Raw genomic sequence first — 16,386 nt, 5'->3', positions numbered from 1 at the left:
AATCATAGCTGGTTATTCAAAAATGGAGTTTCGATAACAGACGCTTTGATCCAACAGTCAGGCTGCTTAAGATGACAATCAGACAAACATACAAGAAAAAAGTATTGAGATTAAACACTTGAGCATTCATGAAGATACTAAATGCGTTGGTGAGGGACTCGGCATACTCAAAATCATCCGTGTTCTCTACGACGATCCGGATCAGCTCTTCTTGATAAGCCTGGTACCGGATGATTTGATACAACGAACCGCCGATGAGGTACAGTCCGCTTAGCAGTGTCATAATCATCAGCCAAATCGGGTGAAACGTAAGGTGCAGGAACAGACGTGCCATCGTAATCGTAGTAAATATAGCCAGTACCGGGAGAAGCAGAATCAACAGGAGAGCGGGATTGCCATTACCGGACGACTGATGCGGATAGGGTGTCATGACATAACCAAAACAAAAGCAACCAGCTGCAAGCAACAGTAAACCAATCGAGAGGCGTGAAAAATAGCGAATCGGCATGAGAACCTCCTGGAAAAGATGTAGTAGTTTTAGTGTACTCGATTGCCTGACGGGACAAGGGCAAAAGCTCGGACGATAGGTAAATGGAATTTTAATGGACGCTTCAAGCATCGGATGGTAAAGTAAGGAAAAAATTAAAGGGGGAGCACCGATGGAAATTCGTCGCTGTCAGACACAAGTGGGCGATCAAGCGATTGGCTATAATCATTATTATTCCGATTCGAACGAGGTCTGTTTTATGTTGTCCGGCGCAGGCTATGCTTATGACCATCCGTACTTTTACTTCAGCCGGATGATGTTACTAAAGCGGGGAGTCAACGTGATCGAGGTTCAGTATGTCTCGGACGACTTGTTCAGTTTACCGGACGAGCAGGGAGATGTGGAGATGAGTCGGCGGATTGAAGCGGTCATCGATGAGGTGTTACGGGCAAGAACGTATCAGACGATTCACTTCATTGCCAAATCGCTTGGAACAGTACCTCTGGTTTCCTTCATCCGGCGGGGACTTTTTCCGGATGCGACAATCGTTTTGCTGACACCCTTGTTAAAAGATCCGGCAATCGTCGAAGCGATTGCGAACAGCCGGCATCACGGTTTACTGGTCATCGGTGACCACGATCATCAGTTCAGTCCGGAAGCGTTGGAACGGTGCGGCAGTTCGAACCTCGTACTGGAACAAATAAAAGGGGCTAATCATTCGCTCGATATTGATTTTGAAGTCAATCCGTCTCTTCAAGTACTCGGACAGATCATGCAACGGACGGAAGAAGTTTTATTCCCCGTATCGGTTAAGGAGAACTGAAAAAACCGACAGAAAACTCTTGGAAGAGCGTTCTGTCGGTTTTTTTAATACGGTCGCATCAACGCACGGACAGGACTGCCGTCACCGTCGACAATCGGAAGCGGAACGGCGTTTAGATGATAGTCACCCGGTGTGATCGCATCGAGCACGAGCCCCTCCAGGATGTGGACACCGTGTGCTGCGAGGGCATGGTGGGCACTCATCTCTTTACTGTCGATCGCATCAACAGACGGCAAATCAAGTCCGATCAATTCGATGCCGAGTGCTCCGAGACGTTCGGCAAGACTCGGTGTCAGGACCGGAATTGTTTCCGGGAAAATCGACTTGTCGACCCAGCCGTCCGTTTTGATGATCAGTCGGCGGACATCGGTTAAATCAAACGCATCAAGGTCACTTGCGATAATCTCTGTTCGACCGGGCAGATAGATGACGCGGGCATGTCCGATATAGAGGTCCGGATCAAGATCAATCACTTTTTGACCGGCATCGTCAAAGTGAAACGGTGCGTCGATGTGGGTGCCGGTATGCAGACTCATCGTGACTTGACCGACGTTGACGGAACCGGTGTCGGCTTTACTCCAATTGATCGTGTAGTTGAACTTCGTATCGCCCGGCCAGGTCGTAATCGACGAGGTTAACGGTTGTGAGACATCAATCCAACGGTTCATTTCACATTCCTCCTCAAAGTTTTGTCCGGACTGACCAGAGTTCCGGGAAGAACCGGTGGTCGAGCACGCGGCGCAGGTAACTGACACCGGATGAACCGCCTGTGCCCGGTTTTTGACCGATGATCCGTTCGACGGTGCTCATGTGGTTAAAGCGCCACATTTGTTGCTGGCTGCCGATGTCGAGTAACTTTTCACCAAGTTCATATAAATCCCAGTACTGTTCGACGTCCTGATAGACGATGGCCCAGGCCGCTTCAACACTCGCATCGGCTTCCCAGTCTTGTGTGACGTCCCGGTTGAGGATGGCCGCATCAATCGGCAAGCCGCGTCGTTTCATCGCCCGCACGGTCTCGTCATAGATGCTCGGTGTCTTCAGGTCTGCCGTTAATTGAGCGAACAGCGCCGTTTCGTGCTCATAGACCCGAAGCATCTGTGCATTCTTAAAGCCGAGGGCAAACTCGATTTGCCGGTTTTGGTACGACTGGAATCCAGACGAATGTCCGAGCGAATCACGGAACTCCAGATACTCAGCCGGTGTCAGCGTCGACAGGACACTCCATGATTGAATCAGTTGTTGTTGAATTTTCGAGATTCGGGCGAGCATCTTAAACGACCGCTCGAGCTGATCGTCGGCAATCGCTTTAGTGGCGGCCGTCATCTCATGCAAAATCAACTTCATCCACAGCTCGCTTGTCTGATGGATGACGATGAACAGCATCTCATCATGGTGGTCCGATAAGCGTTGCTGACTCGTCAAGAGTGAGTCGAGCTGTAAATAATCCCCGTAAGACATATCTTTTTTGAAGTCGGTTTGAATCGTTTCCTCGATTTGTGTCGCATCCGTCTGTTTCATTCCAATCGATCCCCTTTACATCAAAGTGATTGTGAACGGTCCGTCTGATCCGCTTGCGGCGGATTGTTGCGTTTCCAAAAAACATAGGCAATCGTCAAGAACAGTAACCATGGAACTCCGAATTTCAAGACGATTTGGAAATCCGTGAACCAGGTCGTGATGACGAGGGCAAACAGCAGGATGGCCCCGAGTGCCGTCAAGTACGGATAGCCCATCATGCGGACCGGCAGTTTCCGCCCACCATCCCGTTCCCAGGCTTTCCGGAAATAGAGGTGGGAGATGAAAATCATGAACCAGGTGAAGATTGCTCCGAACATCGAAATCCCCATCATGAACGGATAAGACACGCTCGACTGGCTACTGATGACAGCGGCGAGGAAAATCCCCAGTGTCGAGACGGCAAGCGCGAACAAGGGAACACCTTTCGTATTCAAGCGGCTGAAAATCCGCGGTGCGTATGTTGCTTTCGACAACGAGTACATCATGCGTGTCGACGCATACAACTGACTGTTCATCGCGGACAAGGCAGCCGTCAGGATGATGAAGTTCATGATGCCGGCTGCTCCGGGAATCGATAACATCTCCATCACTTTGACGAACGGGCTTTGATCAACGCCGCCCGCCTGTTGCCACGGCACGATCATCAGCATCAAGGCAATCGTGATGACATAAAACGTCGATAAGCGGAAGACGGTGGCCTTCAGCGCTTTTGGCACCGCGACGTCCGGATCTTTCGCTTCGCCGGCCGTGACGGCAATCAGTTCCGTTCCGAGAAAACTAAACAACGAAATGAAGACGGCAATCCAGAGACCGGAAAAACCAAACGGCAGGAATCCGCCGTCGTTCGTGAAGTTTTGCGGTCCGATGTCCGGTGAGTTGCTGCCGAAGACCAGATAGGCGCCGAGAATCATGAACATTAAAATCGCACTGATCTTAATGACGGAGAACCAGTATTCAAACGTCGCAAACGTATTGACGGTCGTGGCGTTGATATAAATTAAGGCTACCGCAAAGACTAAAATCCAGACGTACCCGGGGACGTCCGGGAACCAGTATTTCATATAGATGGCGATCGCACTGACTTCAACACCGATCGCCAGGACGTTTGCGACCCAGTAGGAGTAGCGGACAAGAAATCCGGCATACGGACTGATGTACTGTTCGGCAATTGTCCCGAATGAGCCGGAGGTCGGGTGGGCGACGGTCATTTCTGCGAGGCAACCCATCAACAGCAGGACGATGAAGGCGCCGATCGCATAACTGACGAGGACGCTTGGTCCGGCGAGACTGATGGCGAGACCGCTTCCGAGAAAGAGTCCTGTTCCAATCGCACAACCCATCGCAATCATCGTCAGTTGGCGTGTTTTTAAGTCACGCCGTAGTTCAGTAGGGTGTTCTTTCATAATTCCTCCTTACGCGACGACTTCGCGTTCGTTCTTGAATTGTTCATATTGTTTTTCGTCCATGATCGTTTTCAAAATCGAGACGACCTCATAGACATCTTCAAACTTATTATACAAGGCAACAGGGGCGAGGCGGACAATATTCGGTGCCCGGAAATCAGGAATGACGTGATGTGCCTTCAATGCTTTACAGATCCGTGCCGCTTCCGGATGTTCGAGACTCAAGTGAGCACCACGCCGTTTGTCGTCACGCGGGTTCCCGATCACAAAGCCGTACGGCGTCAATTCCTGATCGACGAGCGTCATCATGTAGTCCGTCAGTGCGAGTGACTTTGTCCGGATTGCGTCAATCCCGACTTCTGCAAACAGCTCAAGTGCACCGATTTGCGGGGCAAGGCTCAAGACGTGCGGTGTTCCGATTTGGAAGGCACCGGCGTTTTCGGCGGGAGTCATCGTATGATCCATATCAAACTGTTTATCTTTACGGGAGCCGAACCAGCCGGTCAGACCTGGCAACGTGCCGAAATGCCGTTCATGGACAAACAGTCCGCCGACCGTTCCCGGACCGCCGTTTAAATGTTTGTAGTTGCACCAGTAGGCAAAGTCGACGCCCCAGTCATGAAAGGCATGGGGAATCGCACCGACGGAATGACAGCCGTCAAAGCCGATCAAGATACCGCGGGCATGCGCTTCCCGTGTCAGACGTTCCATATCTAAAATCTGACCACTCCGGTACAGGACGGTCGGTAAGACGATCAACGCAATCTCCTCCGTCATCGCGGCAATGATATCCGCTTCGTCGAGAAACCGTCCGTCACGACTCTCGACTTGGACGAGATGTTCTGCCGGATCGAGTCCGCGCAACCGCAACTGGCTTTGGAGCGCATAAATATCAGACGGGAATGTTAAGCTGTCGGCTAAAATCTTTGTCCGTTGTCCGGACGGGGCAAAAAACGTTGCCACGAGTTGATGCAGATTGACCGTCGTCGAACCGGTCACCATGACTTCATCCGCACTTCCGCCAACGAGCGGTGCGTTTAAGGCGGATAGTTTTTCCGACAGTTCAAACCACGGATGGCGTCCTTTCATCCAACCGTCAATCCCAAGTTCCCGCCAATCGGCGAGCGATTCCAGCAACGTTGCTTCCGCACGTTTTGACAACAATCCAAGTGAATTGCCGTCCATGTAAATCGAGCCTTCCTGCAGATAAAATTCGTCCCGGTAAGGGGCCAGTCGATCCTGTTCGTCTCGTTCGATTGCTTCCTCACGCTTAGCGGTCAATGCCATGTCCGTTCCTCCTTAAAATGAATCAGTAATCAATTTTGACAAAAGCGTAGCAAACAAATTGACATTGTGTCAATATTATCGGATAGAGAAGTAGGAGAGGTGGGGAAAATCATGAACTCAGACGACATGAAAATCGATAAACGGCATCTTCGGACGATCCGGACGCGGGAAAAACTGTTGGTGGCAGCCCGGGAAGTTTTTCTCGAAAACGACTTTCAAACGACGACGATTTCACAAATCATTAAGCGGGCCGGAGTGGGGTACGGAACGGCCTACGTTCACTTTGAAGGGAAGGATGAACTGCTGATCGTTTTGATCGAAACCGTAATGGATCAGTTCCATCAGGTCGCAGAACAGCCGTTTGAGCCCCGAACCGCCGAAGAAGCACGGGAGCAAATCGAACAGCAGGCGACTGCTTTTTTACAGCTTGCCGAACAAGAACGCGAGCTGCTCCGGATCGTCGAACAGGCAATCGGCGTATCGTATGCCATCCGGACCAAATGGAAACAAATCCGCGAACGCTTTATTGAGCGAATCAGCCGCGACATCCGTTATGCGCAAGCGACAGGACTCGCCCGTTCGGACCTCAATCCGACACTCGTTGCCCGCGGGTGGTTTTTTGCGAACGAAATGTATCTGTTCGAAGTCATCCGGGAAGAGACGACAGCGACGATTGACGAGATTGCGAAAACCTTGACGGCTGTTTATACGACCGGACTGTACCCACACGATTAAAGCCGACCGTTCCCGGGAATCCTTTAGGGAAAGGGAGCGATGTGCATGGCATTTGATTATGATTTGGATTTTGAGACGACAGATTTTCGGAAAGAACCGGAAAAGTATCGGGTCGGACGGGGCGAGCAGGGTGTCCTGCTCGTTGAACCCTATAAAGGAGAAATTCTGCCGCACTGGCGATTCAAGACGCCGGAGATTGCGAAGGAATCTTCTGAAAAAATCTATCAGATGTATCTCGATTATAAAGCGGCCGGAGACTTCGTCGGAATGGACATGGCGCGGAAGTTCATTCAGATGGGACATACACGGGCGCGCCGGTACACGAATTACAAAGGCGGACGCAAATATAAAAACAAAGCGACCGGTGAATTAAACGAGCGGAAAATCGATCCGGAAAAAGCGAAGTCGGCTGAGATTTTTCAAGAAAAATGGGATTTGATTCGGGCGGATGAAGAGTATTTAGCGTTAAAAAAAGCCCATCAAAAACAATACGGCTAAACGGACAGTCGGAAGTTCTTCAGGCAGAGGAGTGGAGACGGTGCGAAACGGATCAAAAATCATATTGGCGATCGTGGTTGTCTGTGTATTGGTGTTGAGTTGGTGGCTCGTGTCGCCGCTGTTCTTGAATCAAGCCGTGGACGAAGAGTTGCCGCCGAGTTCTTCGACGGTAAAACAGGAAGATGAGACAACAGCATCCGAGACGGACCAGTCGGAACCTACAACACCGGCTCCCGAAGAAGCACCGGCTGACTTCTCCGGAACGTTCGTGGACGGTGAAAAAAATTATCAAACGTCCGGAAAAATTAAAACAGTACCGGCAAACGATGCGTTATATCTGCGGTTCGAAGATTTTCAAACGACGAACGGACCGGACTTGTTTGTTTATTTGGTCGAGCCTGGTAAGGAGACAGCAGACGGGATCCGTCTCGGGGCGCTAAAAGGGAATCAGGGAGACCAAAACTATGTCCTCCCGAAAGACGTGGATTTGATGAAACACAGCCGTGTCGTCATTTGGTGTCGCGCCTTTGATGCTGATTTTGGCACGGGGGATTTAACAACAACCAGCCAATAAAAAAGCAACTTGCTTCCGGATGTGCTACTGGAAGCAAGTTGCTTTTTGTCTGGTATTAAGACGTTTGTTCGATTTTTTTGATCAGCCGGGATTGGCGGCGTTGCCAGATGACAGAACCAATCAAAGTCACAGCCAGGAAGACAAGTCCGAGCATGAACGGATAAAGAATGTTGACATCATATAACAGTCCGGCCAGTGTCGGACCGAGGACGTTTCCGATGCTCATGTAGGCGTTGTTCATCCCCATCGCAAATCCTTGTTCGTTTCCGGCGAGTTTTGAAATCATCGTGTTCAAAACAGGACGCAGGATCGACGTCGCAAGGAAGATGACGAGTGTGACGGCGAAGAAGCCGCCGTAACTTGCTGTCAGGAGTGACAATAAGAAGCCAAGCGTCGCGATCAACAGGAAGATGTTCAAGACTTTACCTTCGCCGAGACTGCGGGACAGTTTATCGACGACGAAAATCTGAGCAATGACACTGATGATTCCGGTCGATGTCACCATGATGGCGATGTCTTTTGGAGAGGCGCCAAATTGATTGTCGACGAACAGACCAAGAACGGACTCATATGCCATTAAACCAAAACTCATGACCAGTGTGATGACGAGCGGGACGAAGTACGGTTTATGGAACGACGCGCCGAGCTTGCTCCACATGGACCCTTCGTCGGGTGCCATCGCCGTTGCGTCATGGACGTCACTTTCTTGAAGAAGGATGACACTGAATAAGACGGCCAGAAGCGAGACGAGTGCCGAAACAAGTAACGGCAACTTCAGATCAAACTCGGCGAGGAAGCCGCCGATCCCGGGACCGATGACGATTCCGAGTGACATGGCAGCAGACACGTAACTGTTTCCTTTTGCCCGCTGATCCATCGTCGTGATATCCGCGACGTAGGCAAAAATCGCCGGAATCAACAGTGCTGCACCAACACCGCCGATCGCCCGTGAGATGTAGAGGATGGTGACGGAATTTGAAAAATAAAAGACGAACATCGATAAGGTTAATCCGATCAAACCGTAAATGATCATCTTGCGGCGACCGTACTGGTCAGCCCATTTTCCGGCAACCGGTGACATGACGAGCTGTGCTCCGGCAAAGATCGCGATCATCAAACCGGCAGCGGTACCGCCTTGACCGATTGAGGCTAGATAAGCGGGCAGAATCGGAATGATGATCCCGAAGCTCCCGACGGCGATGAACATGTTGATCATCAGGACCGTTAATTTTTTACGTTGATCCGCTTGCAAGGGGATCCCTTCTTTCTGCACGCTTGTGTAAGCGTTTATTGTGGCAACCTCTACTATCTTAGTTTCAAGGCAAAGATCCTGTCAATTTTATCGTACCGATACAAAAAGGACCAAATCTCAAGAAGCGAGATCTGGTCCTGGCATCAGGTGCTTTTTGTGAAGAAAAGTTTACGATGTTTTCTTGAACAGCCAGTTGACGTTTGGTGATAATAACGGTCGAAACAGTCGAACAACCGGACGACTCGATAAAATCCAGACGAAAAACAGGGCGAGCAAGAAAGATAAGCCGATTAACAGCAGGGGCGACTCGACGATCCAAGGCGGAACAGAATCCCGGAACAGGCGGACGATGAACGAGTGCAACAAGTAAATCGCCAATGTCTGAATTCCGATCTGATCAAATCGTTCCCCGAATGACCGATGTGGCACGAGCATCAGGACGGAAAAGATCATCACGGTACTGACCGCGTACAAAAAGAGTTGGATCAATGCCCCTTTTACAAGCGGCACGTCAAACTCACCGTACGTATCGCGGTAAAACAGCCAGACGGTATCAAAGCCGTTTTTCGTCCATACGGCCATCGCGACGGCAATCGAAACGGAGACAATCAATCCGGTCAATCGACCGACCGGTGACGTCAAGCGCTCCCGGATTGCACCCGTTGCAAGCCATCCCTGTTTTTTGACAAGGTAACCCATCAAGAAGAACGGGTAAAAACTGACGACTTTTTGGAGTGACAGGAAGTTCGTGATCGACCCCGGATTGGCATTGATGAGTAAGGCGAACGCCACACTGATCAACAACGGATAACGTAATGCCAGGAAACCGGGCGTCACGATTTGCCAGATGATGATTCCGAGAAGATACCACAGCGTCCAGCTCGGGACGAGCGGATGAAGCAATCCGTCAATGAGACCGTCGAACCCCTTATCATTGACATAAGCGAGATACACTTCATGAATCGATTGCCAGATGAGATAGAGGACAACAAACGAAATGATCCGTTTCGGCCGTACTTCTTTAAAGAAGTAACCGCTCATGAAGATGAAAGCCGGCATATGCAACAGATAGATGATGTTGTAGACGACTTGAACGGAATCATTTCCATCCAGATTACGGAACGTCTCGATCAGATGACCAAAAACGACCATGAAAATCAGTAAGACTTTATAGTTCCCGAGCCAATGATCATAAGAAGCGGTCACTGGTTTTGGTGTTGAATTCATTTGTTTTCTCCAAGAATGATTTGGTCGACGAAGCGCTCGCTTGACTTCCCGTCCTGATGTTCAAAGAAGTATTCGGCAAATGCTTTGACGTTTTGCATCTCGAAGTCTTCGTTTTTAATCCGTTCAATCAATTCTTCGGATGTTCGAACGATTGGGCCCGGAACAAATTCTTCGAAATCATAATAGAAGTCGCGTTTTGAGATGTAGTCTTCCAAGTCGTACGCAAAGAACAACATCGGGCGGTCGAGCAGTGAAAATTCAAAACAAGTGGACGAATAGTCCGTGATCAGAATATCAGAGACGAACAGCAACTCGTTGATTTCCCGGTGGTCGGTCAAATCAAGGAAAAAGTCGGCGTAGACTTCCGGAATCTCGAGGCGGCGCCGGACGAACGGGTGCATCTTCAAGACGAAGACATAGTCCTCGTGGAAGGCTTCATAAAGCGCATCCAAGTCCAGTTGGCTGAAATCGTAGTGTGCGCTCTTTGCGCCGTTTCCACGGAATGTCGGTGCAAACATAATGACTTTTTTTGTTTTAAAGATCGGATATTCTTCATAAATCCGCTCCTTGGCAGCTGCGATGTAATCTTGATCAAAGAACATGTCCGTTCGCGGAATACCGGTTGCGATGACTTGGTCTTCCCGCAGCCCAAACCCTTCAGCGTAATGACGGGCGACATGATGCGAGCTGACGATGGCTTTCGTGTAGTTCCGGTGACTGAGTGAGTTGGCACTTGGACCACCCGGTTTTCCGAGACGGCTGTAGCCGAATGTCTTAAAGGCGCCGACGGCATGCCAGACTTGGACCAGATCACTGCCTTTGCGGATATTAAGCGGATAGATCATCGGATAAAAATCATCCACTAAGATCGTCTTCGCCGTTGCGAGATGATACGGTAACGTAAATTTATCACGCCAATCACGTCTCGATTGAAGGTTCGGTTTGAAAAACGTTTTGACATCGAGGTTCAAGTCACGTCGTTCGATCTCGTTCAAGATGTAGGCGAAGTTCCCGCTGACATCACTTCTTGAATCAGAAGCAAAAATAACTTTATTGTCTTGGATTGGTTGCGTCCATTTCGTCACATTGTAAATCGTCTTGAAGGTAAACCGACGGAATTTAAAAGCCCGTTTCCGCCAATTTTTTTTCGACTTGTTGTATTTTTCAATCAATCGGACAAAACGTTTCGTCTCCCCTTGCTTAAGGGAATGGAAACCTAAAGTATTACTGTATTCCGAGTACTGGACGACCAGTTCATACTCGAGTTTGAGCAGAGCGTTGCTATGTTTTGTGTCCACGCGGTAGATGACCGGAATCAAGGCGCGTGTATCACCAAATGGTGCTTCATGTAAGATCGATTTGCCTTGGACAATGGCAAAAAAGGCATCAAAATAACCCATTGGCAACGGACGACCGGTCGGAGTAATGTGATTGAGGTCAAGTTCGCCACGGAATGTTTCTTCTGTCCAATCTCCTTCAAACGGGAAACGGAGGATAAACGTCCGTTTGTTTCGTTTGTTGCGGAAAATGACAGCCCGCTCGAGCGGAATCGGCTCCTCTGCGGCTTCGGACTGGATGTATCCATCCTCCGGCTGTGTGTCTTCTGTCAGTTCGGGAGTCGCTGGATTTTCAAAAAGTAACTGCTCGGCTTGAAGAAAATCAGTTAATCCGAAAAGACGTGCCTCAAAGCGGAATTTCGTTCCGGCTAGCTCTAGATAATCAACCTGTGCCTGCAAAATCGGCATCTGTGTTTCTTCTGTCAAAACAATCTCTCCTCGCTTAAATGGTTACAATGCATTTACACAATAATGACAGATTTTTAAAATCAACATGAACATAGTATAGTGATATTAGAAATCACCCATCATTATATCGTGATGAACCAAAAAAAATAGAACTTTGTCTATTTTTTTTGGTTTGGTGAACAAAATCGTCGAAAAAAAAGACCATATTTGAAGACATACCCACATCGCTGGCAAGTGGAAACAAAAAATTCTTTTTGACAAGGGAGGGAAGCAGGGGAACTCATGACAGCGCCGTCGTTTAGGGATGAGTCCTTTGCGTTACAAGATGATTTATGCAGCAATTTTAGCAGGTGGAAAAGGCACAAGAATGGGGAACGTGGATCGTCCGAAACAATTCCTCTCGATTGGAGAACGCCCGATTCTCGTCCATACCGTCGAAAAATTTTTACTACATGAAGATTTTGATCACATCATCATTGTGACCCCGACAGCGTGGATCAACTATACCCGCGATATCTTAGAGAAGTATATCGGCAAAGACCAACGCATCGTCATTACGGCCGGCGGGAACGATCGAAACGAATCCATCATGGCTGCCATCAATTGGATTGAAGATAAAAATGGATTGTCGGATGAAGACATCATCGTCACGCATGATGCGGTCCGTCCTTTCTTGACACACCGTATCATCAAAGAAAATATATCGACTGCTTTGGAATACGGGGCTTGCGATACCGTCATCTCGGCCATCGATACGATTGTTGCTTCAACGGACGGGAAAACCATCTCCGAAATTCCGGTTCGCGATCAAATGTATCAAGGACAGACACCACAAAGTTTCCAGATCACGAAACTCAAAAATCATTACGAAGCGTTGTCAGCAGAAGAACGTGCTATCTTAACGGATGCTTGTAAAATTTTGTTGCTAAAAGGCGAAGATGTTGCGCTCGTGACGGGTGAACTGTTTAACATCAAAGTCACAACCCCGTATGACTTGCGGATCGCCAATGCAATTCTGAAGGAGCGGATTCACCAATGATTAACCAAGTCTATCAACTCGTGGCGCCACGCCAAATCGAGGTGACGTATGACGAACGGTCACTCAATTCAGACCGGGTTGTCGTCCGTCCGACTTACTTGTCCATTTGCCATGCCGATCAGCGATACTTCACAGGAAGCCGCAGTGCGGAAGTGTTGGCGAAAAAGCTGCCGATGGCGATGATTCATGAAGGAATCGGCAAAGTAGTCCATGATCCGTCGGGAACGTTCCCGATCGGTACGTTAGTGGCGATGGTCCCGAACACGCCATCGGAAACGGATGAGATCATCGGTGAAAATTATTTGCGGACCAGCCGTTTCCGTTCGAGCGGATACGACGGATATATGCAGGATTATGTCTTCATCAAACCGGACCGGCTCGTCGTCGTTCCGGCTGACTTGGATCCTGAAGTCGCGGCATTCACAGAACTTGTCAGCGTCTCTGTGCATGCGATGACGCGTTTCGACCAGATTGCACACGGCCGCCGGGAAACATTCGGCGTCTGGGGCGACGGGAATCTCGGATTCATTACCGCCTTGATGTTGCGGAAGTTGTATCCGGAAGCAAAATTACTTGTGTTCGGAAAAACCCAATCGAAATTGGATTATTTCTCGTTTGCGGACGAGACGTACCACATCGATCAAATTCCGGAAGGCGTGTCCTTTAATCATGGATTTGAATGTGTCGGGGGCATCGGCAGTCAATATGCGATCAATCAGATGATCGACTACATCATCCCGGAAGGCACGATGGCCTTGCTTGGTGTCTCGGAAGAACCCGTTGCGGTCAACACACGAATGATTCTTGAAAAAGGATTGCGTGTGTATGGATCAAGCCGCAGTACACCGGCTGATTTTGCCCGGACGATGGAACTGTATCAACTGTATCCGGATATTCCGGCATACCTCTCGAATTTGGTCTCGGGTGTTTTCCAAATTCGACAAATCGAAGATATCCATCAAGCGTTTGAGAGTGATTTGACGAACCGTTTCGGGAAAACTGTCATGGAATGGTGTATGTGAGGATGAGACCGGAAAGAGAAGGGATCGCTTTATGAAACAGAAATTACGTTTGATTCAACGACGGACGGTTCACTATCTGCTTTTGTTAACGTATTGGGTGTCGAAATTTTTTCCACTCCAACAAAAAAAAGTTGTTTTCGCGACGTATCGTTCCGACAAGCTCGTCGATAACTTCCGCGCCGTCTATGACGAACTGGAAAGCCGGGAACTCGGTTTTCAGTATGTCTTTTTATTAAAACGGTTCCCGCAAAATGTATTCGGTCAGATCAAATATGTTTTTCATATGATGCGGGCGACTTATGAGCTGGCGACAGCACGTTATTTCATCATTGATGACTACTATTATCCGGTCTACGTCTCGCGGTTGCGTCCAGGAACCGAGGTCGTTCAATTGTGGCATGCGTGCGGCGCCTTCAAGAAATTCGGTTACAGTGTGCTCGATAAGTCGTATTCACCGGACGATGATTACCTGAAGATGGTGGTGATTCACCGCAACTATGCAAAGGTCTACGTGTCCGGCGAAGCGTGTATCGCACCGTTTGCTGAAGCCTTTGGAATGGATTCAAGCCGGATTTATCCACTCGGTGTTCCACGGACCGATCAGCTGTTAAATCAAAAACGGCAACTTCAGGTTGAGAGCAAGCTGTATGCACAATATCCGGAATGGCGCGCAAAAAAACTCATTTTGCTGGCACCGACGTTCCGCGGTAACGGACAGACGACCGCTCATTATGATCAAGAACTGAATTTCCAACAATTCCGAGACCAGCTCGGACCTGATCATATTCTCCTGTTACGGATGCATCCGTTTGTCTTGAATCGTCCTGTCGTTCCGGCAGAATTTGCTGATCAAATCATCGATATGACGGATTATCCGGATATCAACGACTTGATGCAGATTGCAGATATCTTGGTGACCGATTATTCTTCCGTCATTTTTGAATTTGCCTTGCTGAAAAAACCCATCATCTTTTTGGTCAACGATTTGAATGCGTACAAGGAAGAACGTGATTTTTACTTCCCGTACGAATCCTTTGTTCCGGGACCCATCGTGTCATCGTTTGATGATGTCATTACGTGGATCAAAACCAATCAATACGAAGCGGAACAAATCGAAGACTTCGCGGCCCGATTCTTTACGTATCAAGATGGACAGGCGACGAAACGTATCGTCGATCATATCCTGACCGGTGCGCTTCCGGATGCGGCTTATCAGGAAGAAATGAAGACCGTCTAACAAAAACGATTTTTCAACAAGTTCTGAACAAGCTGATTTTAAAATCGGTTTTTCACAAAGCAGGCAGGTGGATTTCAATATCCGCCTGCCTGCTTTTTAGTTTGAAAAAATCGGGGATACACAAAGACTTCTAAAGGAACAAGTGTAAATCGACCTGCGCCGTCTCGCACGCTCTTTGAAAACAAAAAGAGCCTACTTTTTACGATTCCGTTTGGGGAGGGAATGAAAAAGTAGACTCTTCGATTTTAATGGGGCTTGATTGGCGCGAGCAGGGGTAGCTCGCAAAATGCGCACCGGGTTAGAAGTGCGTTAACTTGTCACGGGCAGCTGTCCGTTTTTTCAGCGGCGGGATCAAGGCAGGCCAGCCGAGTTGAATGACACCTGCGACACGCTCCGTTTTTGTTGCTCCGATCAATTCGGCGTATCCATCGGTAAACCAATGTTTGCCGCTTTTCCAACAGCAACCTAAACCAAGTTCAGTCGCCAGCAATTGAATGTTTTGGATCATCGCTGCCGTTGCGAGTAAATCTTCCATCTGCTGATCTTCCGTTCCCTGTACCTCATATAAAACAGTCAGATAAACGGGGACGTCTGCAAATTTCTGACGCATCATTTGCCGTTGCTCGTCTGTTTTCTGATCGAGTTGACCACGTGCAGCGAGCAAATTCATCAGCTGATCGACGTAACGTGCTTGTCCATCCTCATTTGCCAGGACGAAACGCCATGGCTCACGCAATTTATGCGTCGGGGCATAGATGGCAGCTTCTAAAATTTCTTCAATCATTTCGTTTGGAATGGGCTGATCCGTATAGGCACGAACCGAGCGACGTTCCAAAATCAGTTGTCGTGCGTTCATCGTGATCATCTCCTGACGTAAGTACTCTTAGAATATAATTGATAACGATTATCATTGTCAATGGTTAATTAAAAAAACGCTGAATCGATTCAGCGCTTTTTTAGATCAAGAAGATAGTTTTTTCTTCAGCTGACGAATTCGGAACAAAGCGAACAGATAGTGGGCAAAATAAATCGTAAACCCAAAGAACAGAGCCATCGCACTGCTAAGCTGAACACCAGGAACAACCGTCAAATTGAGGTAGAGCAACAATGCCATCGAAAGGGTGTAAAGCGACGCTTCCAGTAACTGCGGCATCATCCGATTTTTTTTCAGGAAGAACGACCGTGCAATCGGCAGGACGACTAAACTGACGAGCCGATCAAGGAGACCGATGACAAGAACACTGATGATGATTGACAAGGGACCTGCGAATTGAATCAAGTTCGGGAACAGGACATAAGAGACGAGCAGAAGCGGTCCAATCAATAGGAAGATCGATACCGAAGCCCGGAAAAAGATGAACAAGCTGTTGATACTCGTTAAAAAGGCACGGGTGACTTTTTGGGACCAAGACGAAGGGCGTCCGACTTGCCACGCAAAACAACAAGCAAAAATGAACGCATAGAACTGTAGAAAGGCAACCATAAAGCAACTCCTTTTGGATATGGAACTCAATGACCTTAGTGTAGCGATTTTAT

Annotated in this window: 17 protein-coding genes; 7 read left to right on the top strand and 10 right to left on the bottom strand. The window is 48.7% G+C overall.

Translation table 11 applies throughout. The features are described 5' to 3' along the window. Positions 1-16 precede the first annotated feature (16 nt). On the bottom strand, positions 17-508 hold the full coding sequence (locus D3D03_RS13220) for a hypothetical protein (protein ID WP_119923807.1): 492 nt from the start codon (positions 506-508) through the stop codon (positions 17-19). A gap of 151 nt (positions 509-659) precedes the next feature. Between D3D03_RS13220 and D3D03_RS13215 the strand changes: the two genes are divergently transcribed. Beyond that, the gene (locus D3D03_RS13215; RefSeq protein WP_119923806.1) at positions 660-1,310 is read left to right on the top strand and encodes a cyclase; all 651 of its coding nucleotides are present in this window, start codon (positions 660-662) and stop codon (positions 1,308-1,310) included. A gap of 44 nt (positions 1,311-1,354) precedes the next feature. Here the strand turns inward: D3D03_RS13215 and kynB are convergent, their stop codons facing one another. From kynB to kynU, 4 genes are read right to left on the bottom strand one after another with little or no spacing between them, the layout of a single operon-like run. Continuing rightward, positions 1,355-1,978 (bottom strand): arylformamidase, encoded by a 624-nt coding sequence (gene kynB / locus D3D03_RS13210; protein WP_026834238.1) that lies wholly within the window; start codon positions 1,976-1,978, stop codon positions 1,355-1,357. 13 nt (positions 1,979-1,991) lie between these two features. Next, positions 1,992-2,831, bottom strand: a complete 840-nt coding sequence (kynA, locus tag D3D03_RS13205; RefSeq protein WP_026834237.1) for a tryptophan 2,3-dioxygenase — start codon at positions 2,829-2,831, stop codon at positions 1,992-1,994. Between the two features lie 20 nt (positions 2,832-2,851). After that, a complete protein-coding gene (locus D3D03_RS13200; protein ID WP_026834236.1) occupies positions 2,852-4,234 on the bottom strand; it encodes an amino acid permease in 1,383 nt (460 codons plus the stop codon). Positions 4,235-4,243: 9 nt separating this feature from the next. Next, positions 4,244-5,521, bottom strand: a complete 1,278-nt coding sequence (gene kynU, locus D3D03_RS13195) for a kynureninase (protein WP_119923805.1) — start codon at positions 5,519-5,521, stop codon at positions 4,244-4,246. 111 nt (positions 5,522-5,632) lie between these two features. On the opposite strand from kynU, the gene D3D03_RS13190 reads away from it, so the two are divergent. Genes D3D03_RS13190 through D3D03_RS13180 form a run of 3 tightly spaced genes read left to right on the top strand, consistent with a single transcriptional unit; the run spans position 5,633 to position 7,328 of the window. Then, positions 5,633-6,256 carry a TetR/AcrR family transcriptional regulator gene (locus D3D03_RS13190; RefSeq protein WP_026834234.1) on the top strand — a complete coding sequence of 208 codons (624 nt, stop codon included), beginning with the start codon at positions 5,633-5,635 and terminating at the stop codon, positions 6,254-6,256. A 45-nt stretch (positions 6,257-6,301) separates the two neighbouring features. After that, entirely contained in the window at positions 6,302-6,754 is a 453-nt protein-coding gene (locus tag D3D03_RS13185; protein ID WP_026834233.1) for a DUF4385 domain-containing protein, read from the top strand. Positions 6,755-6,794: 40 nt separating this feature from the next. Next, entirely contained in the window at positions 6,795-7,328 is a 534-nt protein-coding gene (locus D3D03_RS13180) for a DM13 domain-containing protein (protein WP_233550711.1), read from the top strand. A 55-nt stretch (positions 7,329-7,383) separates the two neighbouring features. Here D3D03_RS13180 and D3D03_RS13175 read toward each other — a convergent pair whose 3' ends face one another. From D3D03_RS13175 to D3D03_RS13165, 3 genes are all read right to left on the bottom strand, one after another. Continuing rightward, positions 7,384-8,580, bottom strand: coding sequence for an MFS transporter (locus D3D03_RS13175; RefSeq protein ID WP_026834231.1), 1,197 nt, complete (start codon positions 8,578-8,580; stop codon positions 7,384-7,386). Positions 8,581-8,748: 168 nt separating this feature from the next. After that, entirely contained in the window at positions 8,749-9,807 is a 1,059-nt protein-coding gene (locus tag D3D03_RS13170) for an acyltransferase family protein (protein ID WP_119923803.1), read from the bottom strand. Beyond that, positions 9,804-11,570 carry a CDP-glycerol glycerophosphotransferase family protein gene (locus D3D03_RS13165; protein ID WP_233550710.1) on the bottom strand — a complete coding sequence of 589 codons (1,767 nt, stop codon included), beginning with the start codon at positions 11,568-11,570 and terminating at the stop codon, positions 9,804-9,806. Before D3D03_RS13165 ends, D3D03_RS13170 begins: the two co-directional genes overlap by 4 nt. 307 nt (positions 11,571-11,877) lie before the next feature. On the opposite strand from D3D03_RS13165, the gene D3D03_RS13160 reads away from it, so the two are divergent. The 3 genes from D3D03_RS13160 to D3D03_RS13150 are packed head-to-tail and all read left to right on the top strand — an operon-like array spanning position 11,878 to position 14,850. Beyond that, entirely contained in the window at positions 11,878-12,591 is a 714-nt protein-coding gene (locus D3D03_RS13160) for an IspD/TarI family cytidylyltransferase (protein ID WP_119923847.1), read from the top strand. Continuing rightward, entirely contained in the window at positions 12,588-13,613 is a 1,026-nt protein-coding gene (locus D3D03_RS13155; protein WP_119923802.1) for a ribitol-5-phosphate dehydrogenase, read from the top strand. The genes D3D03_RS13160 and D3D03_RS13155 overlap by 4 nt, the downstream gene beginning before the upstream one ends. 31 nt (positions 13,614-13,644) lie before the next feature. Continuing rightward, positions 13,645-14,850: a CDP-glycerol glycerophosphotransferase family protein gene (locus tag D3D03_RS13150; protein ID WP_119923801.1), complete on the top strand. Its 1,206-nt coding sequence runs from the start codon at positions 13,645-13,647 to the stop codon at positions 14,848-14,850. A gap of 298 nt (positions 14,851-15,148) precedes the next feature. Here D3D03_RS13150 and D3D03_RS13145 read toward each other — a convergent pair whose 3' ends face one another. Then, positions 15,149-15,706 (bottom strand): nitroreductase family protein, encoded by a 558-nt coding sequence (locus D3D03_RS13145; protein ID WP_119923800.1) that lies wholly within the window; start codon positions 15,704-15,706, stop codon positions 15,149-15,151. A gap of 105 nt (positions 15,707-15,811) precedes the next feature. Beyond that, positions 15,812-16,333 (bottom strand): hypothetical protein, encoded by a 522-nt coding sequence (locus D3D03_RS13140; RefSeq protein ID WP_026834224.1) that lies wholly within the window; start codon positions 16,331-16,333, stop codon positions 15,812-15,814. Positions 16,334-16,386: the final 53 nt, after the last annotated feature.

It is taken from the genome of Exiguobacterium sp. RIT452, assembly GCF_003598705.1.
Lineage (GTDB): Bacteria > Bacillota > Bacilli > Exiguobacteriales > Exiguobacteriaceae > Exiguobacterium_A > Exiguobacterium_A undae.
Note: the sequence above shows the minus strand (reverse complement) of the source record. Positions and strands in the feature narration are given on the sequence as shown.